The sequence below is a fragment of the Phycisphaerales bacterium genome (genome assembly GCA_016699835.1).
GTDB lineage: Bacteria > Planctomycetota > Phycisphaerae > Phycisphaerales > UBA1924.
On the sequence record CP064987.1, the window covers coordinates 2445789 to 2469865 of the forward strand.

A 24077-nucleotide genomic window follows, 5' to 3' on the forward strand; every position below is an offset into this window, starting at 1 on the left:
GTGGGTCCTGAGGTGGGCTCGACAGGCCGAGGGTTTGTAGCACGAAGAAGGAGAAGGATCATGCGTAACTGGGCTATGGGTATGGGTCTGGCGGTGTTCGCCGGGTTGGCTGGTGCGCAGCCAGCGACGTTTACAGATCTTGGTGCTCACACAGGGAATGAGAGCCTTACGGTTGACGTGGTGCTTCCTGCACCGAACGCTGTGGAGTGGTATCGAATCGAGTTGCCCGCGGCTCAAGATGCGCTGGCGACGTACATGGACATGTGGACGGTGAGCGGCGGGGACAACCCGATGACGGACACCGAGGTTGGGGTGTACGACAGCGTCGGCAATCTTGTGGCGAGCGACGACGACGATAGCGATGGGCTCTTCACGGCCCTCTCGTTTGGTCAGATGAATCCGACACGACCGGCCGTCGGCACGGGTGTGGTGTTCAACGGTCGCGATGGACAGATCGACGCGGGCGTGTACTGGATCGCCGTGGGTCGATTCAACGTCACGTTCAACACGACCAACTGGGATGCGACGAGCACGTACACGGGGACGCAGACCACGACGACGCTGAATATGAACATCCAGGGCGTTCGTCCGCTCGCGGGGAGCGCGACGGTGACGCCCTCGCCGGTGGCACCGGGTGGGCAGATCCGGTTTGAGTTGACGGCGTCGCCGGCGGACAACCCCACGAGCACGGGGATCGCGGGGACGATCAACCTCACCGAGGTCGGCGGGAGCGCGTCGCAGGCCCTCTTTGACAATGGGACCAATGGCGACACGACCGCGGGCGACAACATTTTCACGTATACGTACACGATTCCCGGCGGGACCACGTCGGGCGTGAAGAACGTGCCGTGGACGCTGACCGACGCGCAGTCGCGTACGGCGAGCGGAAACCGCGCCTTCGCGGTCTCTGGCCCGGGGCTGTACTTCGACACCGAGCCGAACGACACAAAGGATGCGGCGACGATCATCAATGGGTTTGGCCCGGGGAACACGATCATCGGGTTGACCACCGGCGCGACGACCAATGGCGATGATGGGTCACAGGACACATACCGCATCAAGACTCCGGCGGCGGCTTCGGGGATTTACAAATACACCGTCACACTCTCTTCGGACACCCCTGGCCATACGGCGACGCTTCGTGGCCTGACGCAAACCGGAGGCGTGATCAACGCGGGAACCGATACCACGTTCCAGACTGCGTTTACCGATGTGGACACGACTCGGAAGAACGTGTGGTACGGCTTTGGCCGCGAGGAGGAGATGTACTACCGCGTGGCGGGAACGGCCTCGACGACTGGTTCCTACACGGTCACCATCAATCGCGAGTCGGTGACGCGCGAGGGTCTACTCACGAATCCATCCAATGCGGGACAACTCACCGTTCGCGTCACGGGCGGCGACCCTGAGATCTGGGTCATGAACGGCGACACGCTCGTCACGCTCGATGGCTACAACAACGACGACACAATCGGCGGCGGGTTGGTCTCGACGCTGACGCGAGACTTCCAGGCCGGGCGCTACACGCTCGTGCTCTCGGACTACAACCTCGGTTGCGATCTTCCCAGCCCGGTCGATGAGGCCGGCCCGGTCGATCCAGTCGTGGATTTCCCCAACAGCATGGTGAGCAGCGATCGCGAGACCACAGGCCCGACGTTCACGGTCGAGGTGTTCGAGGGCGATGTGAATGGGACGCTCGTGACGACCGAGACGTTTGTTCAGACCGGTGACTTCGGCATGGTCTTCGTCGACATGATCGTCGGCGGTGGATCGACCTGTGTCGCCGACGTCGATGACGGCTCGGGCACGGGCACGAGCGACGGCGCGGTGACGATCGACGACCTGCTCTACTACATCACGATCTTCCAGACCGGCGCGATCGCGGCCGACGTGGACAACGGGACGGGCACGGGCACGCAGGACGGGGCCGTGACCATCGACGACCTGCTCTACTTCATCCAGCGTTTCCAGGCCGGCTGCTGAGTCTGGTTGCGGATCAATCCTGAACCTTCGTGAATGCCGGCGCCCTCGAATGGGCGCCGGCTTTTTTTCGTCGAGAGAGGAAAAGGCGGGCCAATTTCGGAGATGTTCTGGTAGGATGGACTCGGCCGGCTTCGTGTTGGATTTCGATCGGATGTTGTTGTCCTCTTTGGGCCACCCTTTGTGAAGGTGACTGCCATGAATAACGTGAAGTTCGTGCTTGCAGGTGTCGCGTCGTTTGTCTCGGTGGTGATGGCCCAGCCGACGGAGTTCACGGATCTCACGGCGACGACGGGGACGCAGACGGTGGATGTGGAACTGGCCGCCCCGAACGCGATCGAGTGGTATCGCATCGAACTCCCCGCGGCCCAGGACGCGCTGGCGACTTTTGTGGACCTCTGGACGGTGAGCGGCGGCGCGAATCCAATGAGCGACACAGAGATCGGTGTCTATGACAACGCGGGGAACCTCGTGGGGAGCGATGACGACGATAGCGACGGGCTCTATTCGGCGATGTCGTTCGGGCAGATCTCGCCTGTGCGGCCTGCGGTGGGTTCGGGGTTCGTGTTCGATGGACGAGATGGTCAACTCAATCCCGGGGTGTACTGGATCGGCATTGGTCGGTTCAATGTGACGTATGGGGCCTCGGGTTGGGGCGCCGCGAGCACGTACACCGGGACACAGACGACGACGCAACTGGTGCTAAACATCTTCGGCGCGAGGCCGTTGTCGGGCGATGCGGCGGTTGCGCCCACGACGGTGGCGCCGGGGGAGCAGGTGCTCTTCACGCTCGCGGTCTCGCCGGCGGATGATCCGGTGAGCACGGGGGTCGCGTGCGTGGTGAATCTGTCGGCGGCGGGCGGGAGCGCGACGCAGGCTCTGTTTGACAATGGGACGAATGGCGACGCGACGGCGGGCGACAATGTCTATTCACTTCGTTACACCCTTCCCGGTGTGATGACGCCGGGCGTGAAGGTGATTCCGTGGTCGCTCGCGGATGCGGAGTCTCGGAACGACTCGGGAACGCTCGTGGTAGCGGTGACGGGTCCGGGGCTGTCGTTCGATGCCGAGCCGAACGAGTCGAAGGCGACGGCGACGACGATCGTGGCGGAGACGGAGACGCACTCGATCCTTGGGACGACAACGGGGAACGCGACGACGCCGGGTGATGCGTCGGTGGACTATTACCGGATCAAGACGGCCGCGGCTCCGGCGGGGATCTACAAGCACACGCTGACGCTGACCTCGCCGACGCCGGGGCATACGGCGACGATCCGCGGGCTCTCGCAATCGCTCTCGGGGATCGTCAACGCGAACACGGACGTGACGGCACAGAACGCTCTTGTAGGTGGGGATGAATCCCGGACGAACTCGTGGTATGGGTTTGGCCGTCGCGAGGAGGTGTTCTATCGCGTCTCGGGGAACTCGACGACGTCGGGGATGTACAGCGTGGTGCTGACGCGAGAGGCGGTGGCTCGGCAGCAACTCACGACCCAGCCGCCGAATGCCGGGATGCTGACGATCCAGTTGACGGCGACCGGAGCGACGACGGACACGGAGGTCTGGGTGCTCGACGCCGACACGCTCGCGCCGATTCCCGGGTTTAACAACGACGACACGGCAACATCGGTCTTCTCGTCCACACTCACGCGGACCTTTCAGCCGGGACGGTACATCATCGCGGCGACGGACTACAACCTGATGTGCAACCTACCCAGCCCGCTGGATGAGCCGGGGCGGGGCGAGACTGTGCTGGACTTCGCCGACGCGTTCCTCGCGAGCGATGCGGAGGGCGAGGTCACGGTCAATGTTGTGGTGCGCGAGGGCGGCACGGGCGGGGCGATCGTCAGCACGAACTCGTACACGCAATCCAGCCCGTTCGGAATCGTGTTCATTGACATGATCGTCGGAGGCGGTGGTGGGTGCGTGGCCGACGTGGATGATGGATCGGGGACCGGTGTCGCCGACGGGGCCGTCACGATCGATGACTTGCTTTATTACCTCGGACTGTTCCAGGCGGGCAACGCGGGGGCGGATGTCGATGACGGCTCGGAAACAGGCGTCACCGACGGAGCGGTGACCATCGACGACCTGCTGTACTTTGTGGAGCGGTTCCAGGCGGGGTGCTGAGCGCGATGTGATTCGAGTGAAAGCCCCGGTTGATGCCGGGGTTTTTCATGCGCGGAGGACTCATGCCGGAAGGACCAGCCCCTCGCACTCGCCGAAGGAGATCCGGGCCTTGCCTGGCGCCTCGCAGAATCCGCGGATGATGACTCGATCGCCGTCGGCGAGGAAGGTGCGGGTCTCGCCTGTGGGGAGGGTGATGGGTTTGCGCGGGAGGGGCTTGTTGTCGGGGCCGAGGCCTTGCCAGGTGAGTTCGAGGAGGCAGCCGCGCGATTCGGGCTCGGGGCCGCTGACGGTTCCGCTGGCGATGAGGTCGCCGGGGTGCATGTTGCAGCCGCCGGAGGTGTGGTGGGCGAGCATCTGGGCGAAGGTCCAGTACATGAATCGGAGGCTGCCGCGCGAGACGCGCATGGGGGCAATCATTTTTTCGCGCATCTGGGCGGACTCGAGGGAGACCTCGAGCGTGACGTCGAACCCGCCATGTGATTGGTCGTCGGCATCGAGGAGATACTCGAGCGGCCTGGGGTCGCCGGCGGGGCGCTCATACGCGGCACATCGGAAGGGCTCGAGCGCCTCCATCGTGACGACGTAGGGCGAGACGCTGGTCGCGAAGTTCTTGGCGAGGAACGGGCCGAGGGGCTGGTATTCCCACTTCTGGACGTCGCGCGCGGACCAATCGTTGACGAGGCAGAGGCCAAAGAGGGTGGCGCGGGCGTCACGGATGGAGACGGGGTGGCCGAGGTCATTGCCTTTGGCGATGTAGGCGCCGACCTCGAGTTCGTAGTCGAGCATGGTGCAGGGGCCGAAGGTTGGCGCGTCGGCGGTGTCGGCCTTGGTCTGGCCCTTGGGGCGTTTGATGCTCGTGCCCGAGACGACGATGGAGGAGGGACGCCCGTGGTAGCCGATGGGGATGTGCTTGTAGTTGGGGAGGAGCGGGTTGTCGGGGCGGAACATGCGGCCGACGTTGGTGGCGTGGTGGACCGAGGCGTAGAAGTCGGTGTAGTTGCGGACGCTCATGGGTTTGTCGAAGCGGGCGGTGAGACGGTCACGCAGGCATGTCGTGGCCTTCTCGATGAGTTGCTTGTCGGCGTCGGAACGAAGCAGTTCCACGAGCCGCTGGCGGATGGCCGGCCACTTCCCGGAGGTCGCGATATTGTCGGCATCTCCGAGGAATCCAACGCCATCGACTGCTGCTGAGAGCAGTCCGGCTTCGCGAGCCTGTTCCAGATCGAGGAGGTGGTCGCCGATCGCCACGCAGACGTGCTCGTGCCCATCCTGAACGGCTACGCAGATCGGCAGGTTCTGAATCGGAAACTCGCCGGAGGTGGGATCGGACTTGCGTGCGCCGGGGACCCAACTGGTGAGGGACTGATCGATGGCATGGCTCATGGTCGAGTGTACTCATGCCATTCGCATTCGCCCCTGGCGGAGCGGGAAATACCATTGCGGATGCACACTCCATGTCATTTTCCATCCCGCGTCGTGGCCGCGATCTTTGCCGGGGTGCTCTCGCTCACGCCGGTGGGTGTTGCGTGGAGTGGTGTGCCGGCCATATCGCCCGAATCGGACGCGGCGGCGCTCGCGATCTCGAAGACGCTGGCGGAGATGGAGCGTGCGGTGTTGGACGCCGACACGAGGGCGTATCTCGCGTGCGTCGATCCGGGTGAGGCGCAGTTTGTGGCCGAGCAGACGTACCTTGCGAAGGATTTGGCTCGCCGCACGCCCCAATCGATCGACTACACCATCACCGGTCCGATCGCCCTGGGCGACGGCTCGGCGCAGGCGCCCGTGACGATCCGATGGACGCTCCCTGCTCCGCCTTCCTCGACGAGCAAGGACGGCGAGCAGAAGGCCGCGTCACCCGTTGAGAAATCCATCGACATCACCGCGCGGTTTGTCGAGCGTTGGGTGAATGGCGTGCCTCGGTGGCTTTACGCGGGCGAGGTCTTCGGTCGTCTGGATGCGCCGGGCGTGATCGTGTACTTTGAGCCGGGGCTGGACGAGGTCGCGACGCGGACGCTCGAGGCCTTCTCAGAGATCCGCGAGCCTGTGCTGGTGGACTTTGGCCTCTTGAACGAGGGCGAGTCGGTGGAACTCTCGGCCCACGCTATCTCGACGGATGATACAACACCGTTGCCGCATCGGACGCAGACGATCAAGTTATATCGAACAATGGCGGCGTTGCAGTTCTCGATCAGTTACGCGTACACGGACTCGCTCTCGGGGTGGAACGAGCCGGGCGAGCCGATCAAGGTGCTGGCGAACCCGCGATCGTCGAAGGCCACGCTTCGGCCGCTGCTGGCGCACGAGTTCGGGCACGTGGGGGAGGCGGAACTCGCGACGTCGCTGGATGCGCTGCCGTGGTGGGTGATCGAGGGTGCGGCGGATCTTGTGGCCGAGCCGTTCGGGAGGTTGCAGAGCAGGCAAGAGGGCAAGCCCGCGCCCGAGATCGACGGCGTGGACCGGGCCGTGATCCGCTGGACCGATCGCGGCGAGATCGCCCCGTGGGCGGAGATGGCGGACTTCTACAACACGCCCGCAAAGTTTCGGCGGAACGTCTACACACAGGGGCACCACATGATGCGCTTCATCACGCGGCGGTGGGGGCAGGCGAAACGCAACGAGTGGATCGGCGTTGCGGGGAAGGAGGCGGCGCGGCTGACGGCGCTGGCTCGCGCGGGCGCTGGAGACGGGGCACCGATTGAGTCGCGGACGACGCTCGCGTTTGATTCGGTGAGCGTGGCGAAGGGTTTGGATGTCGCCTCGCGCGAGGTGCTGGGTGTGGAGGACTTCGCCGCGGTGGACGCGGCGTGGCGGGCGGCGATTCAAGACCTGATCGAATCGTCGAAGACGAGGAAGGAGGCAGAGGTGGAAGGAAAGACGGAAAACAAGAAGAGCGAGGACGGGAGTGCGCAATCGGAAAAGGGAGAGATCGACCCCGATCTGGCAAAGCCGTAAGGCGGGTGGCGAGGATTGCACTTGCTCGGGTGCCATCAGTCGGTCGCATTGGACCGACTGATGCAAAACGCACCAATGTGATCAGGCACAGGATCTCAATAATCGTAATGGAGCCGGGGGGAATCGAACCCCCGTCCCGTGGCAGTCGGCAGGCCGCGTCTACGGCGTGTGTCCGATTGTTTGATCTCGACCATCACAGCGGGAATCGGCACTCTCCGCGATGGTCCAGCCCCCGGTTAGGTCTTGGCTGATGTCCCGCGGGCGGCAACACCAACCGGAGCCCGATATTTTCGATCCACGCCCCATCGGGCGTCGGGCGTGGATCGCACGGCCAGTATTAGGCCGCGAGAGCGTAATTGCTAGGAGCAATTATTATGGTGCATGCTTTTTACGAGGCCAGCATGCTCCTCGACGCGCAACGGCAAGCTTCACATGCCCGGTCGAATCCAGTCGGCCCCGGTTGTCAAAGAGCGGCCCAGGGTGATGCCCTGTGACGAAGGGATTGTACGCGTGGGGCGTGCCGGGTGTTCGGCTTTGGTGATTCGGCATTCGTGATTCGTGATTTGGCATTCGTGGGGGAGACGGTGGCGGTGCATGGAGTGCTTCGGATATGGCGTGCGGACCATGGTCTGGTCCCAACACTTCTCCTCTGTGTTCGGCCTTGTGGGCCAGTCTGTCTCCAGGCTTGGCCACGGCCCCGCGCCCATCACATCGTGTAGAACCCGCCGCCCTGGTCTTTGATCTTGCCCTGTCGGGCGAGTTCCTGGTAGACCTCGCGCGGGAACTGGTTGGGCGGGATGATGCCCATCCCCTCGGACTTTCGGCCCGAGGTCATGGGCTTATTGGCACCGAGTTTGGATTCCGCATCGAGGCGCGTGAGTTTCAGCCGCTTCTTGAAGGCGTGGAGCGCCTGCTTGAGCGTGTCCTCCGGGATGGAGGATGACGTGGACGAGGAAGGGGCGGGCACTTGATTGGGGTTGTGATCGGCGGTCATGGAGAAGGGTACGGACCCGCCGGCGCGGCCGCACGAATCGAGAATGGAGTGTGGAATCGAGGGTGTGTCTCGGTGTTTACTTGGCGTCTGTGCCCTTGGCCGGCGTGACGCCCTTGATCGGGTCGATCGGGAGGGACTCGGTGCTCGGGGCGGCGGGTGCGCGAAGTCGGAGGGCCATCGCCTGGGCCTGGCGGCTGAAATCGATCGACTCGCCAAGGATCCGCGCGGCCTCCTGATCGGCGTGGAAGCCTCTGGAGTTCTCGCTGCTGATGTAATCCAGCCGCCACATCGCCTTGCGCTGCAGGGAGAAGACGGGGGCGAGTTGCTCGGGCGTGGCGCCCACGGCCTTGGCCTCGAGGATCGCGTCGAGCATGTCGGTCATGGCGCCCGCCGCACGCTCCATGAGCGCGGCGGTCCGCGACTGGATCGTCTCGACGCGGTGGCGCAGTTCCGTCTCGTCCATGTGGTGGCATTGCTGGCAGGCGCGGTTGATGTTCTCCAGGGGGCTTTGGACGTTGTGGCTGCTGACCTTCATGGCGCCGTGGCGTTCGTAGGGCATGTGGCAATCGGCGCAGCTCACGCCGCTCTGCGCGTGGATGCCCTGGCTCCAGAGTTCGAACTCGGGGTGCTGGGCCTTGAGAGCGGGCGCCCCGGTCTCGCCGTGCTTGAAATCAAAGAATGGCGTGCCGTCGGGGAACGTCTTGGCATCCCAGTGGGCCTCGAGTTGCTCGACCTTCAGCCCCTTGCCCCAGGGGAACTCGAGGGTGTCCTTGCTGGCGCAGTAATACTCGACGTGGCACTGCCCACAGACGAACGATCGCAGTTCCTGTCGCGAGGCGTCGAGGTTCGGGTCGTAGGCGCGGGCGCGATCGCCGCGGCGCCACTTTTCGATGCTGGGAAGATGGGGCGTGGGCTCGGCGCTCTCTGCGAGCGCGGCGATGCCCAGCACGAACCCGGGCCTGGTCACGCGGAGGGCCATCGACTCGGGGTCGTGGCAATCGATGCACGAGACGGGGTGGGCCTCGCCCCCGGCGTTGGCGGGGTGCCCCTCGGGGACCGGCTCACCCTTGAACTCGTGCGTGAAGCCGCCGATGGGGGGCTGGGGGACGATCGGCGTGTTCTCGCCGGGCGTGCCGTCGGGCGTGGCGAGCAGGAGCGCGAGCACCTCGTCGTACGGCTTCTTGCTGACCTCCTGGAAGCCGCGGATCACGGCAGGCATGTTGAAGTCGCCGGCGAGGGCTTTCTCGTCGGCAGGCTGGCCCATGGCTTCCAGTCCGATCCGGCGGTACATCACGGTGTTCGAGGCGTGGCAGTGCAGGCAGGCGCCGGCCTGGGGCTTCTTGGTCACGCGCTCGGTGACGCCCTGGTCGTACAACATGTACGCGTGCCCGCGCGCTTTGCGATAGTCGATGCTGAAGGCGTACCCCGCGTAGAGGCGCTTGAGCCAGGGCTGTGCCGTGAGTTTGCTCTCGGGCATGGCGTTGCTCCCGCCATAGAACGTGTCGCCCGCGGTTGCCTTCCACCCGTCGAACTGGTGGGGCCAGTTGCGTCCCCACGGCTCGGGGTCGGTGCTGATTTCTGTGACCTCGGCGACGCGGACGAAGGGATGGCGGGCGTCCTGCTTGTGCCCGAGCATCCGGATCAGCACCCACGTCACCAGCAGCGTGCCCACCACCGCGAGGATGAAGACCAGTGCGTAGAGCGAGGTGCGACCCCGGCGGGCGCGGGGCCGAGGCGTGATCGGTCGGGTCGTCGTGCTGGACATGGGGCTCATGATCGAGGATTCCTGGAAAGACGAGTTGGGTGCGCGGGACGAGGGGAGGATGGGAGGAGGGGAGGAGGGGGGGAGGGGGGGAGGGGGGGAAGGGGGGGGGGTCAGTCGCGAAGGGCGTGGCCCGCCGAGGCGTGGCAGTGAACACAGTTGAGCATGTCGCCCCCCCCCTCTCGCCCCCCATCCTTCGCGGGGAGCATGTGGTCGACGAACTCGGCGTGGCAGTGCAGGCACGCGCCCTGGGTCACGCGGCGGTTGCGGGGCTTGATCTCGATGGGCTCGTGGAAGGAGCCCGTGGTGAAGGCGAGGGAGTGGAAGAACCCGTTGTCGGCTTTGGTCGCCCACTTGCCGATCGGGTCGTGGGGGAGGTGGCAGTCGTTGCAGGTCGCGACGCCGTGGTGGCTTGATTTCTGCCACGAGTCGAGGTGGGCCTGCATGACGTGGCAGTTGGCGCAGGAGGCGGGGTTGTTGGAGAGATACGCGGCCCCGTCGCCATAGCCGAAGGTGAAGGCCCCAAGCCCCCCGAGCACGCCGATGGCGCCCGCGCAGAGCAGGGCGATCATCGATCGGCGTCGCGAGGGCGGTCGGTCGTGTGTCTGGAGTGCCATCGTGGAGAGCGTCCTGGCCCGTCACGCCGTCGCGCGCCATTCGCGAAACGGCGAGACGGCGAGGGGGTTAATAGGGGCAGGATGATATCGCACCGACGACTCCGAAATAGCCGGACGTCGCGAGACGATAGCGGCTCGGCATCGGTCGGCTCCACTCGCCCACCGCAGGGGCCGCCGACTGAGGGACCCCCCCCTCCCCCGAGGCGGGATCGGACCCATGCCCGACATCGTGCGTGTCGCTGAAAGTAGATTGACTGTCCCTTCGGGCGCGATGCCTGTCCCTTCCGGCGTGGCCTTTGTCATGGCGGGAGCCGTGTCTGTCGCTTTGGACGCGCGTTCTGTCGTTTCGGGAGTTCTTCCTGTCGCTTTGGGCGTCGTTTCTGTCGCTATGGGCGCCGTTCTTGTCACTGCGGGCGTCGTGTTTGTCGCTGCAGGAATCATTCCTGCAGCGATCGGAGAGGTTTCCGCAGGCTGTTTCGCGCAGGACTGCCGGATTCTGGCCCGAATCGCGGCTGTGTTTGGGTGTTGAGGGGGCCGGGAGAGAGATTCTTTGAACGTGGACGAAAGTGGGGCGCGGGACGCGTCGATGGAGGTTTGTGGAGTGTGTGGAGAGTGGCGAGTTGGACGAGTTCCGCGTATGAACGAGTGAACACGGGCGAGCGAGCGAAAGCGATGAGACGAAGATAAGAAATCGAAGGAGCGTGCGACGATGGCCAACGTGGCGACCGGAACGATGGAAGAGCGGATGGTCTGGCTCGAGACGCATCGGCAGTTGTGGGAGAGTGACCCACAGTCGCTCGGGCTCACGAGCGAGGACGTCCTGGCGCTGGGGGCGATGCTCACCGCGGTGCGCGAGGCGGATCGCGCCGCCGAGGTCGCGCGGCAGGCGAGCCGCAACGCGACGACACAACTGAACGTCTCGCTCGAGGCGGCGCAGGCGCGGGGGAGCGCCCTCTCGCGGCGGATTCAGTCTTACATTGACGAGACCCAGGACGAGACGCTCTGGTCGCGCGCGGGGCTGACGCCCCCGGCGCGGCGCGGCGAGGCGCCCCCGCCGGTCGCGCCGACGAGCCTCTTCGCCGCGCTCGACTCGCTGGGGAACCTGCGGATCACGTGGCACGCGCGCCAGCCGCGCGGCACGCAGGGGGCGGTCTACGTCGTGCGCCGCCAACTCGACGGCGAGGCCAACTTCACGCTCCTCGAGGTCGTCGGCGGCAAGGCCCTCGTCGACCGCACGATCCCCCGCGGCACGACGGGCGTGCGCTATGTCGTCCACACCCGCCGCGGCGAGTCGCTGAGCGCGCCCAGCCCGGTGCTGGCGGTGCGCTTCGGGAGCCTGGACGCGGGGAAGTCGGCGATGACCATCACCGCGCGGGCGGCGTGATCGCAATGCGACAAAATGGCCACATGGTCAAACTGCCAAATGACCAAATGAGGTGAAGAAGTCACGATGTCTCAGAGGTCACTGGGGCCTCTTCATTTGGCCATTTGGCCATTTGGTCCTTTGGCTATTTCACGTGTTGCTGTCCACGCTCTCAGGATTCTCAATACCCCACCGTCTCGACGATCTCGATGCCGTAGGCCTCGAGGCCGTGGGGGGGGGGGGTCATGGGTGGCGGGGAGTTGGTGAGCAGGCGGAGGCGCGAGAGGCCCAGGTCGCGGAGGATCTGGCAGCCGATGCCGAAGGAGTGGGAGGTGTCGGGCCGGGGGGGAGTGACCGGCGCCGAGGCGGCGGGTGATGACTGGAGCAGGGTCTCGAGGTCGTCGGCGGGGGTTCCGCCCCCCCCCGCTTTATTCCACGGCGTGCGGAGATAGACGAGGGCGCCGCCGCGGCCGGCTTTGGCCTCGGCTTGCAGGGCTCGCATGGCGCGATGCAGGTCGGCGTCGTGGGCGTTGGTCGTGCCCACGCCGAAGGCGTCGTTCAAGAGGTGGCGGCGGTGCATGCGGACGAGCGTGGGCTGTGGGTGCTTTGTGGCCGGCGGGGGGGTAAGCCCGACGCCGCCGACGGTGAGGGCCAGGTGGGGGAGGGGATCGACGGCCGAGGAGTAGGCGATGGCGTCGAAGGGGCCGAAAAGAGTTTCCAACCGAGTCGGCGGTGCCAGGCGCGTGACGAGCGTCTCGCGGGCGAGGCGGTACTCGATGATCGAGGCGACCGAGCAGATCTTGAGGTTGTGCTCCTTCGCGATTGTCTTCAGGTCGGGGAGGCGGGCCATGTGCCCGTCCTCGCGCATGATCTCGATCCCCATGGCGGCGGGGGTGAGGCCGGCGAGGCGGCAGAGGTCGATGGCGCCCTCGGTCTGTCCGTTGCGGACCAGGACGCCGCCGTCGCGCGCGCGGAGCGGGTTGATGTGCCCGGGGCGGACGAAGTCGTCGGGCTTGGCTTTGGGGTCGATGCACATCAAGATGGTGCGGGCGCGCTCGAAAGCGCTGACGCCGGTGGTGAAGCCGTGCTTGGGGTGCCCGTCGATGGAGACCATGAGGGGCGTGCCTCGGGCGGAGGTGTTGACGCTGGTCTGGGGGTGGAGGTCGAGGCGGTCGCAGGTCTCTTCGGTGAGGCTGACGAAGAGATAGCCCCCGGCGCGGCGGACCATGAAGGAGACGGCCTCGGGCGTGACGAACTGGACGGGGAGGATGAGGTCGCCCTCGTTCTCGCGGTCCTCGTCGTCGGTGAGGATGATCATCTTGCCGGCGCGGAGTTCGTCGAGGATCTCGGGGATGGGTGAGAAGGCGTCGGGCATGGTGGAAGGGGTCGGAGTGGGGTGGTTTGGGGTGGGGTTTGGGGTGGGGGTTGGGGTGGGGCGGGCGGCTGGGGCGTACGGAGCAGGCATGGGCATGGGAGATTGTTGGCGCGCGGCGGGGGGAGGCCGATCGAATGGCCGGTTGCGCGGGCGGGACACGTGCGGTTTCTGGTTCTCTGGTACACTGCACGCATGCAGAACCGGGTGATTCTTCGCGTGATCGTGGCGTTGATGGCGGTGGTGGGGCTAGTTGGGCTCGATGCTGGGCTTGATGGGGGTTTGGCGAAGGCGGCACCCGCTCCATTCACCCCCCCCGAGGCGGCCCATGGCGGGACGAATCGCCCGCCGGCGAATGGCGTGCGCCGGAGCGAGCCGAACTGGTACGCCCTGGTCGACGCGACGCTCCACCCCAGGCCCGGCGAGACGATCGAGCACGCGGTGATCCTGATCCGTGACGGACGGATCGTGGGCGTGACGCGCGGCGGCGAGGGTTCGACGCGTGTGCCGCTCGGGCCGACGCCGATCCAGGTGACGGGGATGCACGTCTATGCCGGGTTTATCGAGCCATGGCTCGAGATTGAGGCGCCGCAGCCGGCGATGGACGCGGCGAGCGAGCACTTCCTGAAGAACGTCACGCCGCAGCGGCGGGCCTCGACGGGCGACTGGGGAAGCAGCGCGGCGTCGCTCCGCAAGATGGGGTTCGCGGCGGCGGGGATCGCGCCGAAGGTGGGTGTGTTCCGGGGGAAGGGCGCGGTCGTGTCGCTCGCCGAGGCGCCCGAGGAGGCGTCGCTCCCCAGGCCGCCGATGCTCCTTGAGGACGCGTTCCACGCGATCAGTTTCGATCGGCGCAGCGAGGGGTACCCGGACTCGCTCATGGGCGCGATCGCGCTGGTGCGGCAGACGCTTTTTGACGAGGCGTGGCAGCGCGAGCGGCGCGAGGCGGGGATCGACACTGGGCCATTGAACGCGATCGATGCGCTGAGGCCGGCGGTGGGGGAGGGGAACGCGTCGCGTGCGGTGCCCTTGTACTTTGACACGGAGGACGAACTCGACGCGCTTCGTTCGCTGAAGATCGGCGAGGAGTTCGAGCGGCCGGTCGTGATCGTGGGGAGCGGAATGGAGTTTCGTCGGCTGGGTGGTGATGGCCGCGATGGGCTGGCGGGGCGGATCCTCGCGGACGACTCACGGCGAAGTGGACGCCCGGGATTGATCGTGCCGCTCGCGTTCCCGGAGGAGCCCGACGTCGAGACGCCGGGCAAGGCCGAGGCGGTGGAGATGCGGTCGCTGATGGCGTGGGAACAGGCGCCGACGAATCCAAAGCGGCTCGCGCAGGCGGGCGTGGCGTTCGCGCTGACCAGCGGCAAGGGCAAAGATCGCGGCAACTTCATGAAGAACCTGCGCCTCGCGATCGCGTGCGGGTTGAGCGAGGACGATGCCCTCGCGGCGCTCACGACCAACGCGGCACGCGTGCTGGACGTCGGCGATGAACTGGGGACGGTCGAATCGGGCAAGCGGGCGAACCTCGTCGTGTGCGATGGCCCGATCTTCGCGAAGAAGACGAAGGTCCGGGACGTGTGGATCGACGGGCGCCGGCATGTGATCACGCCGCCGATGCTGGAACTCGAGGGAACGTGGGACGTGACGCTCCCCGCGGGGTGGGCGGCACCGGGCGATTGGCCGCACACGCTGGAGGCGGCGAGTGGCGGCGGGCTGACGCTGAAGCGCGAGAAGGTCGAGGGCAAGGAGGGCGGCGGGATCGACGCGGCGAGCGTGTCGTGCGAGAAGGTTCAATCCTCGCCCGCCTCCTTCGACGCCCGGCGGGGGACGATCGAGTTCGTCTTCGATCGCGCGGCGTTCGCGGGCGAGGGGAACGCCGGCGTCGTCGTCGTGAGCGCGAGCGTGGACCTCTCGGAGAATCCGCCGACGATGCGCGGCGTGGTGGTTCAGCCCGACGGCACGCGCGTGGAGTTCTCGGCGTCGCGGCGTCCGCCCATGCGTGTCGTGGGAACATGGCGCGTGGTCGAGGCCGATGGAAAGCCCGTGGCCGAGGACGATCCCAAGGCGCCGGTGATCGAGATCGCGGGACTCGGCGACGATTCGCGTGGGCGAGACGACGACCAAGGCCACGGACGTCAAGGTCGATGCGACGCGTGTGCGGTACACGTATGAGGAGAACCGCGGCGACCAGGCCGTCCGCATGGATGATCAGGGCGCGATCTCGGGCGAGGGCGACAGCGAGCGGCTCGTGGGCCAGACGGTCTTCGCCGATGGGAGCCTGCACGAGTGGAAGGCCGCACGCGTTGGCGATGACGACGAGGCCGACACCCCGGCCCGGGCGCGGGATATCCCCGAATCGCTCCCGTTGCCGTTCGGGCCGTATGGGCTGGTGTCAATGCCGGAGCAGGGAACGGTGCTGCTCACGGGCGCGACGATCTGGCCATGCACGGAGGGCGAGAGTCCGGTGATCGAGCGCGGGCATGTGCTCATTTCCGACGGGAAGATTGCGGCGGTGGGCGTGGGCGACATCAAGATCGAGTTGCCGACGGGGGCAACCGTAATCGCGTGCGAGGGGAGGCACATCACCCCCGGCATCGTCGATTGCCACTCGCACACGGGGATCAGCAAGGGTGTGAACGAGGGAGGGCAGGCGATCACGTCGGAGGTGCGGATCGCCGACGTCACCGATCCGGATTCCATGAGTTGGTACCGCCAACTGGCTGGCGGCGTGACGTGCGTCAACAACCTGCATGGTTCGGCCAACGCGATCGGCGGGCAGAGCCAGACCAACAAGAATCGCTGGGGGTCTGCGCTCCCCGATGACCTGCACGTCGAGGGGGCGATGCCCGGCATCAAGTTTGCGCTCGGCGAGAACCCGCGCCAGGCCAACGGCGGGAACGGCTCGCGATACCCCAACACGCGCATGGGGGTCGAGACGCTCATCCGCGATCGATTCACGGCGGCACGGGAGTATCTGGAGGCGTGGAGGGCGTACGAGAAGAGTGGCGATCGACGCGAGAAGCCACGCCGGGACCTCGAACTCGAGGCCCTCGCGGAGGTCCTCGAGGGCAAACGCCTCGTGCATTGTCACTCGTATCGCCAGGACGAGATCGTGATGCTCTGCGAGGTGGCGCGAGAATTCGGCTTCAAGATCGGGACCTTTCAGCACATCCTGGAGGGGTACAAGGTCGCGGATTACGTGCGAGACTACTCCGGCGGCGGGAGCGCATTCGCCGATTGGTGGGCGTACAAACTCGAGGTCCAGGACGCGATCCCACAGGCCGGCGCGATCATGCACGAGCAAGGTGTCGTCGTGAGTTTCAACAGCGACTCGGACGAGATGGCGCGACGGATGAATCTCGAGGCCGCCAAAGCCAACAAGTACGGCGGTGTGCCGCCCGTCGAGGCGCTCAAGTTCGTCACGCTCAACCCCGCGAAGCAGTTGAAGATTGACTCGCGTGTGGGGTCGCTCGAGGTGGGGAAAGATGCGGACGTGGTTGTGTGGAGCGGGCCGCCGCTCTCCACGATGAGCCGCGTGGAACGGACGTTCGTCGATGGACGCCTGCTCTTCTCCCTCGAACAGGACACGGCGGCGCGCGAGGCCCAGAAGGTCGAACGACAGAGGCTCATCCAGAAGGTGCTGACGATCGACGCGAAGAAGCCGAAGAAGCCGCGTGATCGAAACGAGAAACCGGACCGCCCGCAACACCCGGAGTTCAAGCCGGGCGGCACGAATGAAACGTCCTCGACGACGAACGAAACCGATCTCGCGCGCCAGCGAGAGATCCTCCGAAGGTACAACCGCGGGCAACTCCCCGGCGGAAGCCGACCCGGCGAGTGCGGCTGTGGACTGGTGCACGAATGAGCCGACACATGCAGACACCCATGAATCACACGACCGACACATCCTGCCGCACTTCCACAAGGCCAACGGCGCGACCGACAGCGGTCTCGCGCGTGTCAGACATCACGAGAATCACTCGTGCTGTTCGACTCGCCATCGCGTGCCTCGTCAGCATGACCGTGACCACCACGGCTTCAGCACAGGATCTCGGCCTCAAAGCGCCCACCGACGCCCGTTCCATCGCCATCGTCGGCGGCGACATCCACACCATCTCCAGCGGCACCATCGAGAAGGGTGTCGTCCACATGCAAGGCGGGATCATCAAGGATGTCTTCACGCCGAGCGAGTGGGACTTTTACAAAGCGACGATCAAGACCAACTGGGGGCAGTGGGAGATCGTGAACGCCGAGGGCAAGCACGTCTACCCGGGTCTCATCGGAGCGTGGTCGCAGATGGGCCTCACCGAGTTCCAGGCCATTGATCAATCCAACGACACCAACGAGACCGGCTGGGCAACACCCGAGACCATCGCGGCGACTGCGGTCAACCCAGACTCGACGCTCATCCCCGTCACCCGGAGCAACGGCGTGCTCCTCAGCGCGACGTACCCCTCCGGCGGGACGATCTCGGGGCGCGCCTCGGTGATCCGCATGGACGGCTGGACGATGCCCGAACTCGCGATCGAGACGCGCTGGGGGCGCTCCGTGGGGTTGGTCGTCAACTGGCCGAACGTTCGACCGGTCCGCGCGTGGTGGATGCGTGACAACGAGGAGGAGCAGAAGAAGCGAATCGAGGAGACCCTGAGGAAGATCGGGACGTTCTTCGACCAGGCGGCGGCGTACGCGCGTGCCGTCGAGGCCGATCCGACCACGCCAAAGGACCTGCGCTTCGAGGCGATGAGGCCGATCTTCCCCGAGGCGGCCAAGGCCTTGGGTGTCGAGGCGATGCCGGTCCTGGTCTCGGCGGGCGAAGTGGATCAGATCACCCATGCCGTGAACTTCTTTGCCGAACGCGGCGTGCGAGTGGTGCTCGTGGGCGGGCGGGATGCGCCGCTGTGTGCCGACCTGATCAAGCGGGCGAATGTTTCGGTGATCGTGCTGGGGACCTTCAGTGTGCCCCGGCGCGACGACTCGGCGTACGACGAGGCCTACACGCTTCCCGCGAGACTCGCTGACGCGGGGATCGAGTTCGCGATCGCCTCCGGCGACGACACCGCCCACGAGCGGAATCTCCCCTACAACGCGGCCATGGCGGCATGCTTTGGGCTGGACCAGGATGTCGCCCTCCGCAGCATCACGCTCGCGCCCGCGAAGATCCTGGGCCTCGACGCGACCTATGGATCCATCGAGAAGGGCAAGAGCGCGACGCTGATCGTCGCCGACGGCCCGATCCTCGAGATCACCTCGAGCGTCACGGCGGCGTTCATCGACGGACGCCGGATCGATCTCTCCAACAAGCAGACCGTCCTCGCCGAGAAGTACCGCGAGCGGTATCGCCAGATGAAGCGAGCCGACGAAAACTCGAACGCCAAAGGCACAAACACGCCAGCGAGGAAGCCATGAACCACACGAATACTCCCGCGGCCGTCGCGAGAACACCCAGGAGAATCCGCGGAGTTGCCGGGTTTGTTGCCGCGCCCGCGATGGGCTTGGCTCTGCTGGCCGGGATGTTCACGGGCGCGATGGACGCATTCGCGCAGGGGTACGTCGTCGCCGAAGGTGGTGGTATTGGCGGCTCCTCCGCTTGGGCCGACGAGATCTTCTCATGGATGGTCGAGAAGGTGAAGTTGACTCCCGAGCACAAGCCGGTGGTCGCGATCATCGGGGCCGTGCCGCTCGAGATGGACGATCGAGTTCCGGTCTTTCAGAAGGCCGGCGCGGGCGAGGTCCGCACGATCGTCATCACCAAGGAGAACGCGAACGACCCCAAGGTGGCCGCCCAGATCTCCACAGCGAGCATCGTCTTCATCCGTGGCGGCGACCAGGGACGCTACGTCGGCTGGTGGAAGGGAACGGGCATCGATCGTGCGATCCACTCGGTGTACGACAAAGGGGGCGTCGTCGCGGGCACAAGCGCGGGCTGCGCGATCCAGGGCGAGGTGACCTATGACGCGCTCAAGAACTCGCTCCAGCCGCTCCAGATCCTTGCCGACGCGCAACACGAGAACCTCTCGCTCACGCATGGATTCCTCGGGCTGGTGCCCGGCGTGATCTTCGACACCCACTTCACCGAGCGCGGACGACTCCCCCGCCTCGGCGTCTTCCTCGCGCGATCGCGCGAGGACCTGCACGCCAACGTCGTGGGCCTGGGCGTCGATCCGCGCACGGCCGTCTGTGTGGGGATCGACGGGATCGCCGAGATCAAGGGCGAAGGCACGGTCACGGTCCTCGTGCTCGACCGCGATGCGGAGGTCCGACTCGAGGCCGGGAAGCCGCCGAGCGTGCCGTCGCTCTCCTACGCCCAACTTCCCGCAGGAGCGAAGTACGACATCAAGAAACGCCGGGTGATCTCCTGGCCGGCGTGGGTGAAGCCCTTTCCCGACCTCGTGCCAGGTGAGAGACCAAAGCCCCGGGCGCCCATGCCCCCCGGCGGGATCGTTCCTGGCGATCCATACGCCGAGAGGCCTGATCCCGTGGCGCTCGACGGCTCCACGCCCGAACTGGCCGAGCGCGGCGCGTGGTACATCCGCGACAACTCCAAGCAGTCGCCCAACGAGGATGGTGGGACCGACGAGCCGGCCGCGGATGCCTCGCTCATACCAGGCAAGGGCGATCTGCCTTTCCTCATCTCGACCCAGACATGGAGCGAGCGCGACGCGTGGACGGCGATGCTTCTTGGACAGGTCGCGTGCGCGAGAGAGAACGTCGCCGCGACACTCTGGCTCGATGACGGCGTCTTCGGCGAGTACGACGGCACGGGCATCCTTCGCATCGATCTCAAGTCAACTCGATCGGCCGTGCTCCTCCGCACGGACTCGGCCCGGATCCGCCAGGCGATGGCCAAGGGCCCGCCGCGAACCTCGAGACGAGGCAAGGCCCGTGAACGATGGCTCGTCGCGATCGACGGGGCCAGGCTCGACCTGCTCGCGCCGGGCGCCACGGCCGATCTCGGCCAATCGACCTCGCGCCTCGGTAACGACCGCACGCCGAGCCGAGTTCCAGACCCGGTCCGGGACGCCGATCGGTAAGACCATCCAGTAAGGCCCGCGCGTAAACGGACCGAGAATCCCGGCCCGAAATGCACGGGCGGCGAATCCGAAGAAGCCATGGCGCCGGCGCTCCTCTTCGCTGTGGCCGGCCGATTCGGAGGCCTTCCCATGCCGGGCATGTTCACGTGGTTCGGGCGTATCGCATTCTTTCCCGCGTGGATCCTCTGGCGCGGGTACACGGGCCTCTGGTGGGCCTTCGATGACACCCGCCCGGCGAAGCGGTTGTCCGGCAACGATAACCACACGTCGAATGATGGAAAGAGCGGTGCCGTCGGCGATGAACCGATGCCGCTGCTGGTGCCCAAGAGGCCGACGCCCGCGCTCGTGATGGGTCTTCTCGCGACGGTCGGCGTCTCCCTCGCCATGCTCGTGGCGATGTCCGAGGCCCGGGCCCAGGGGGTGATCACACCCGATCGCGCCGGGGCGGCGTGGATCCTCGCAACGCTCGGCACGGGCGTCGGGACGATCCTGCTCATCCGTTGGCGCCACCGCCAGCGGGTCGCCAAGGCGCAGCGCGGCTGGCGCGGGATCGTCGCTCGCGCGTCGAAGAAGGTGCAGGGCAACGTGGGTGCCGCTGCTCGCCACGCTGTCCATGGCGGCAAGGTCGCGATGGATGCCGTCGTGAGCAAGGCCGGGCCCGTGGTTGAGAACGTCTCTCGTGTGGCACGCACGGCCATCAACCCGCCACCGACTGGTCCTGCCGGTGAACATGCAAACCGAGCGGCGACGCTCACGAGTCCTCGTTCCTGGCGTGCGCGCGGCGAAGCCCACGTTTGCGCGATGTGCGGTCGGGCACGGCACGCCTGGTCCGCGATCTGGACCCCGGCTCGAAGGGCCCGGATGAAGGCGGCCTGGTCGCGGGTGAGCACGGGCGAGTCGGCGTCCTGATGCACAGCAAGACCCGCTCCGCACCGACACAATGCATCCGTTTATGGTGAAAGGCGCGTGTGGCCGTTCAAGTGGTCAGGCATGTGCCGTCAAAAAGAAGAACGGCCCGGGCGTTTCCACCCGGGCCGTGTTCACTCAAGAGTTGGCGTGCGTCTTAGCAGCCGGCGTTGAAGCGAGTGAGGTAGTAGAGGAGGTCGTCCACGGTCACGCCGCCGTCGGTCGTGCCCGTGCCGCTGCCGTCGTCGACGTCGGCGGCGAGAGCGCCCTGCCCGTAGATGGTGAGGTAGTAGAGGAGGTCGTCGACGGTGACGCCGCCGTCGGGCGTACCCGAGCCGGTGCCGTCGTCCACGTCGGCGACGCAGGTGGGCGCCGGGGTGAAGTCGAGGGTGAGCGTACCGTGGCCTTCGGCGCCGTTGAAGCCGCCAATGCGGATGAGATAGTGCGCGCCGTCAACAACGGGGATGGTGACCTCGCTCTGCAGACCGCAGAAGTCGTCGTTGCACGCGATGAAGAGGGCGTTGAAATCGCCGCAGGTCGGGCCCTGGTAGACAGCGATGATGGTGTCGAAGGTGGTGGAGACATCACAGGTGGAGATGCGGAGGGTGCCGTCGCCGACCTGCGGGTGGTTGAACCAGACGTCGTTGGTCGCGGTGCCGCAGCCGGCGTGCGCGGGTCCGTCCGTCGTGGCGTCCTGGGTCGAGAACGGCGTTGCGCCCAGGCCCAGGCCGATGCGTCCGGCGCAGTCGTCGTTCGCGGGCGGATTGGTGACCGTGCCGCCACCGCCGGTGACGAGGAGGTTGTAGTTGCCGGAGTTGCCATTGAATCCCGTGACGCGGATGTAGTAGGTCTGGCCGGCGTTCAAGGTCGCGGTGATGGCGGACTGGAGCGTTCCGGTGCAGGGACCGGTCGAGCCTTCGTCGTCGTTGCAGGCGACCTGGGTGAACGAGCCGCAAGCGCCCGAGTAGAGCCCGAGGACGGTGTCGTACGCGCTGCCGCAGGTGTTGATGGAGACCGAGGCGGTGTTCGCCGGGGTGTAGGTGTACCAGACGTCGGGCGACCCGCTCGACGAGCCGCAGGGCGTCGGAGAGCCGGGGAGGCCGCCGGAGTTTGTCGCGAGTGAGGTCGACCCCGTGATCGGAGTACCACCGCTTAGCGCACTGTCAGCGACGGGAATCGCATTGGCGCAGAGGTCATTGGCCGGGGGCTGAGGCCCGCAGTTGCCCGGCGCGGTGATGGTCAGCGTGCCCGCGCCTGTTGCCGGGGGGTTGGCGCCGCTGGCGTAGCCGCCGACGCGGATGAGGAAGGTCTCGCCCGCGAGAACAGGGAAGGTGACCTCGGACTGGAGCGTGCCGGAGCAGGACCCGGTCGTGCCCTCGTCGTCGTTGCACGCGAGAGCCGTGCCATCAACCGTGGGGCAGGACGAGCCCGAGTAGACGGCGATCTTCGTGTCGAAGGAACTGCCGCAGGTGTTGATCACGGCGTTGCCGTCGCACGGTCCGTTGGTCCAGAGGAACCAGATGTCGGACCCGATCTGCGAGTAGTTGGAGAAGGTGCATTCGTTGGGCCCGTCGGTGGTCGCGTCGGTGGTATTGAAGGCCGTCGCGCCCGCGGAGATGACCGTGGGGAGCGAGCAGTTGTCGTTGATTGGTCCCGGGACGCCGCTCGCGCTGGGCGTGAGCGTGGCGCCGGCGATCGACGAGAGGGTTCCGGGCTTGAAGAGCCCGATGGTCGCGGTCCCCGCGGCCGGGGGAATGTCGCAATCAAACCAGAAGTTGTAGATCGTGTCCCAACGGAGCGCGTTCGCGTTGGCGTTCTGTGCGAACGTCTCGGTGCAGTTCCACGTCACCGCGGTGGACGTGACCGTGTTGGTCCAGTCCGTGCCGTTGTACGGCTCGCCCGAGTGGTAGTCGACGTCGCTGAAGCCAACGTTCGTGATGTTCGCCGTCGTCGGAATGGCGACGCTGAACGATCCGCTCGAGCGGTCGGAGTTGAGATTCTGGACGGCGTACTCGTAGCGGTACGGGCCCGAGCCGGTGACGCGGACGCCGACGATGAACCGGCCAGTGTCCGGGTCGTCGATGTTGGTGAGCACCACGCCGGGATCGTTGTCCTGCCATGCCTTGATGGCGGGCTGCTCACGCTGGGTGGTGCCAACCATCGTGAGAGCCTTGGTGCTTGCGTTGACACTCACCTGTCGATACGACTGGTTGTTGTGCTTGTTGCCCGCGGCGGCATCGTCCGCAGCGACGTACATCGACGCGACGAAGTACAGCCCATCACCGGAGATAAGCTTTGAATCAAGAGCCTGGAGGCGCTTGAACTTTGTGCCACTGCCCGAGCCCGCAGCGAAGGGATACGGAAAGACACCGGTCGTGGCGTTGACCTGGTACTTCGGGCCGAGTCCGCTCTGCGTGCCGTTGAGCCCCGAGCCGTAGGGATCAGAGCATCCCGGGGGGAGCTGAGGGCCACCCGTGCCAGAGCACCCGAGGTTGCAGGCGTTCTGTGTCAATGCCGTGAAGCCATGCTTCAGCCACGATTGACCGAGTTGCTCGAAGCGGTTGTTCGACAGTTTGTACAGGTTCTGTGAGATGACGGGGTGGGCCGGAGTGCTGGAGACCCAGCTCAAGTTCGCGTCGCCCTTGTTGCACGAGACCGTGCCCACGGCGTACACCTGCACCGTGCCATCCAACCCGTAGTTCGACGGTCCCGTCAGGTCTCCCACGATCACGTCCGGGCCGGCCAACGCCGTCCCGCTACACGCCGCGATCGCGAGACACACGGCCCCGCCCCATTTCACGTGCTTCCCCATGTCCAGTTCTCCATTCTCTTGATATGAAACACCCACATACGAACAAAGCACTCACGGCAGAGGGCCGCGAGTGAGACAAACCGAGATAGTCGCTCCGTACGTCCGCAAACGTCCGAGGCTGCAATTCTTTTCCAACAACTCCAGAATGTACAGGTAAA

16 protein-coding genes and 1 other RNA gene are annotated in these 24077 nt (G+C 66.0%); 10 read left to right on the forward strand and 7 right to left on the reverse strand.

What is annotated here, in order from left to right; translation table 11 throughout:
• Positions 1–60: 60 nt before the first annotated feature.
• Positions 61–1983 carry a hypothetical protein gene (locus IPK69_10155; protein QQS08352.1) on the forward strand — a complete coding sequence of 641 codons (1923 nt, stop codon included), beginning with the start codon at positions 61–63 and terminating at the stop codon, positions 1981–1983.
• A gap of 195 nt (positions 1984–2178) precedes the next feature.
• Entirely contained in the window at positions 2179–4110 is a 1932-nt protein-coding gene (locus IPK69_10160) for a hypothetical protein (GenBank protein QQS08353.1), read from the forward strand.
• Positions 4111–4170: 60 nt separating this feature from the next.
• On the opposite strand, the gene fahA is transcribed toward IPK69_10160, so the two are convergent.
• Entirely contained in the window at positions 4171–5493 is a 1323-nt protein-coding gene (fahA, locus tag IPK69_10165) for a fumarylacetoacetase (protein ID QQS08354.1), read from the reverse strand.
• Between the two features lie 93 nt (positions 5494–5586).
• Here fahA and IPK69_10170 point away from each other — a divergent pair, with 93 nt between their 5' ends.
• Positions 5587–7062 (forward strand): hypothetical protein, encoded by a 1476-nt coding sequence (locus IPK69_10170; GenBank protein QQS08355.1) that lies wholly within the window; start codon positions 5587–5589, stop codon positions 7060–7062.
• A gap of 105 nt (positions 7063–7167) precedes the next feature.
• On the opposite strand, the gene ssrA is transcribed toward IPK69_10170, so the two are convergent.
• The 4 genes from ssrA to nrfH all read right to left on the reverse strand — a co-directional run bounded on the left by ssrA (position 7168) and on the right by nrfH (position 10435).
• Positions 7168–7520, reverse strand: a transfer-messenger RNA (tmRNA) gene (gene ssrA / locus IPK69_10175).
• 248 nt (positions 7521–7768) lie between these two features.
• The gene (locus IPK69_10180; GenBank protein QQS08356.1) at positions 7769–8056 is read right to left on the reverse strand and encodes a hypothetical protein; all 288 of its coding nucleotides are present in this window, start codon (positions 8054–8056) and stop codon (positions 7769–7771) included.
• A 76-nt stretch (positions 8057–8132) separates the two neighbouring features.
• Positions 8133–9821 carry an ammonia-forming cytochrome c nitrite reductase subunit c552 gene (locus tag IPK69_10185; protein ID QQS10464.1) on the reverse strand — a complete coding sequence of 563 codons (1689 nt, stop codon included), beginning with the start codon at positions 9819–9821 and terminating at the stop codon, positions 8133–8135.
• A gap of 110 nt (positions 9822–9931) precedes the next feature.
• Positions 9932–10435 (reverse strand): cytochrome c nitrite reductase small subunit, encoded by a 504-nt coding sequence (gene nrfH / locus IPK69_10190; protein QQS08357.1) that lies wholly within the window; start codon positions 10433–10435, stop codon positions 9932–9934.
• A 217-nt stretch (positions 10436–10652) separates the two neighbouring features.
• Here nrfH and IPK69_10195 point away from each other — a divergent pair, with 217 nt between their 5' ends.
• Together IPK69_10195 and IPK69_10200 are read left to right on the forward strand one after the other, a co-directional pair.
• Positions 10653–10964 carry a hypothetical protein gene (locus tag IPK69_10195; protein ID QQS08358.1) on the forward strand — a complete coding sequence of 104 codons (312 nt, stop codon included), beginning with the start codon at positions 10653–10655 and terminating at the stop codon, positions 10962–10964.
• 180 nt (positions 10965–11144) lie between these two features.
• Positions 11145–11819, forward strand: coding sequence for a hypothetical protein (locus IPK69_10200; protein QQS08359.1), 675 nt, complete (start codon positions 11145–11147; stop codon positions 11817–11819).
• A gap of 160 nt (positions 11820–11979) precedes the next feature.
• Here the strand turns inward: IPK69_10200 and ribB are convergent, their stop codons facing one another.
• On the reverse strand, positions 11980–13173 hold the full coding sequence (gene ribB, locus IPK69_10205) for a 3,4-dihydroxy-2-butanone-4-phosphate synthase (protein ID QQS08360.1): 1194 nt from the start codon (positions 13171–13173) through the stop codon (positions 11980–11982).
• Positions 13174–13365: 192 nt separating this feature from the next.
• Between ribB and IPK69_10210 the strand changes: the two genes are divergently transcribed.
• The 5 genes from IPK69_10210 (at position 13366) to IPK69_10230 (ending at position 21110) form a co-directional block, all read left to right on the forward strand.
• Complete coding sequence (locus IPK69_10210; GenBank protein QQS08361.1) at positions 13366–15342, forward strand: amidohydrolase family protein; 1977 nt, start codon at positions 13366–13368, stop codon at positions 15340–15342.
• Positions 15275–17035 (forward strand): amidohydrolase, encoded by a 1761-nt coding sequence (locus IPK69_10215; protein ID QQS08362.1) that lies wholly within the window; start codon positions 15275–15277, stop codon positions 17033–17035. The genes IPK69_10210 and IPK69_10215 overlap by 68 nt, the downstream gene beginning before the upstream one ends.
• Positions 17036–17187: 152 nt before the next feature.
• The gene (locus tag IPK69_10220) at positions 17188–18576 is read left to right on the forward strand and encodes an amidohydrolase family protein (GenBank protein ID QQS08363.1); all 1389 of its coding nucleotides are present in this window, start codon (positions 17188–17190) and stop codon (positions 18574–18576) included.
• Positions 18573–20201, forward strand: coding sequence for a cyanophycinase (locus IPK69_10225; GenBank protein ID QQS08364.1), 1629 nt, complete (start codon positions 18573–18575; stop codon positions 20199–20201). The genes IPK69_10220 and IPK69_10225 overlap by 4 nt, the downstream gene beginning before the upstream one ends.
• 129 nt (positions 20202–20330) lie before the next feature.
• A complete protein-coding gene (locus IPK69_10230) occupies positions 20331–21110 on the forward strand; it encodes a hypothetical protein (protein QQS08365.1) in 780 nt (259 codons plus the stop codon).
• A 154-nt stretch (positions 21111–21264) separates the two neighbouring features.
• Here the strand turns inward: IPK69_10230 and IPK69_10235 are convergent, their stop codons facing one another.
• Positions 21265–23919 carry a hypothetical protein gene (locus IPK69_10235; protein QQS08366.1) on the reverse strand — a complete coding sequence of 885 codons (2655 nt, stop codon included), beginning with the start codon at positions 23917–23919 and terminating at the stop codon, positions 21265–21267.
• Positions 23920–24077: the final 158 nt, after the last annotated feature.

What these genes read in the sequence shown, in the direction of transcription:
- IPK69_10155 (QQS08352.1), top strand. Translation starts at nt 61, where the DNA reads ATGCGTAACTGGGCTATGGGTATGGGTCTGGCGGTGTTCGCCGGGTTG.
- IPK69_10160 (QQS08353.1), top strand. Translation starts at nt 2,179, where the DNA reads ATGAATAACGTGAAGTTCGTGCTTGCAGGTGTCGCGTCGTTTGTCTCG.
- fahA (QQS08354.1), bottom strand. Translation starts at nt 5,493, where the DNA reads ATGAGCCATGCCATCGATCAGTCCCTCACCAGTTGGGTCCCCGGCGCA.
- IPK69_10180 (QQS08356.1), bottom strand. Translation starts at nt 8,056, where the DNA reads ATGACCGCCGATCACAACCCCAATCAAGTGCCCGCCCCTTCCTCGTCC.
- IPK69_10185 (QQS10464.1), bottom strand. Translation starts at nt 9,821, where the DNA reads ATGTCCAGCACGACGACCCGACCGATCACGCCTCGGCCCCGCGCCCGC.
- nrfH (QQS08357.1), bottom strand. Translation starts at nt 10,435, where the DNA reads ATGGCACTCCAGACACACGACCGACCGCCCTCGCGACGCCGATCGATG.
- IPK69_10195 (QQS08358.1), top strand. Translation starts at nt 10,653, where the DNA reads ATGCCCGACATCGTGCGTGTCGCTGAAAGTAGATTGACTGTCCCTTCG.
- IPK69_10200 (QQS08359.1), top strand. Translation starts at nt 11,145, where the DNA reads ATGGCCAACGTGGCGACCGGAACGATGGAAGAGCGGATGGTCTGGCTC.
- ribB (QQS08360.1), bottom strand. Translation starts at nt 13,173, where the DNA reads ATGCCCGACGCCTTCTCACCCATCCCCGAGATCCTCGACGAACTCCGC.
- IPK69_10210 (QQS08361.1), top strand. Translation starts at nt 13,366, where the DNA reads ATGCAGAACCGGGTGATTCTTCGCGTGATCGTGGCGTTGATGGCGGTG.
- IPK69_10220 (QQS08363.1), top strand. Translation starts at nt 17,188, where the DNA reads ATGACCGTGACCACCACGGCTTCAGCACAGGATCTCGGCCTCAAAGCG.
- IPK69_10225 (QQS08364.1), top strand. Translation starts at nt 18,573, where the DNA reads ATGAACCACACGAATACTCCCGCGGCCGTCGCGAGAACACCCAGGAGA.
- IPK69_10230 (QQS08365.1), top strand. Translation starts at nt 20,331, where the DNA reads ATGCCGGGCATGTTCACGTGGTTCGGGCGTATCGCATTCTTTCCCGCG.
- IPK69_10235 (QQS08366.1), bottom strand. Translation starts at nt 23,919, where the DNA reads ATGGGGAAGCACGTGAAATGGGGCGGGGCCGTGTGTCTCGCGATCGCG.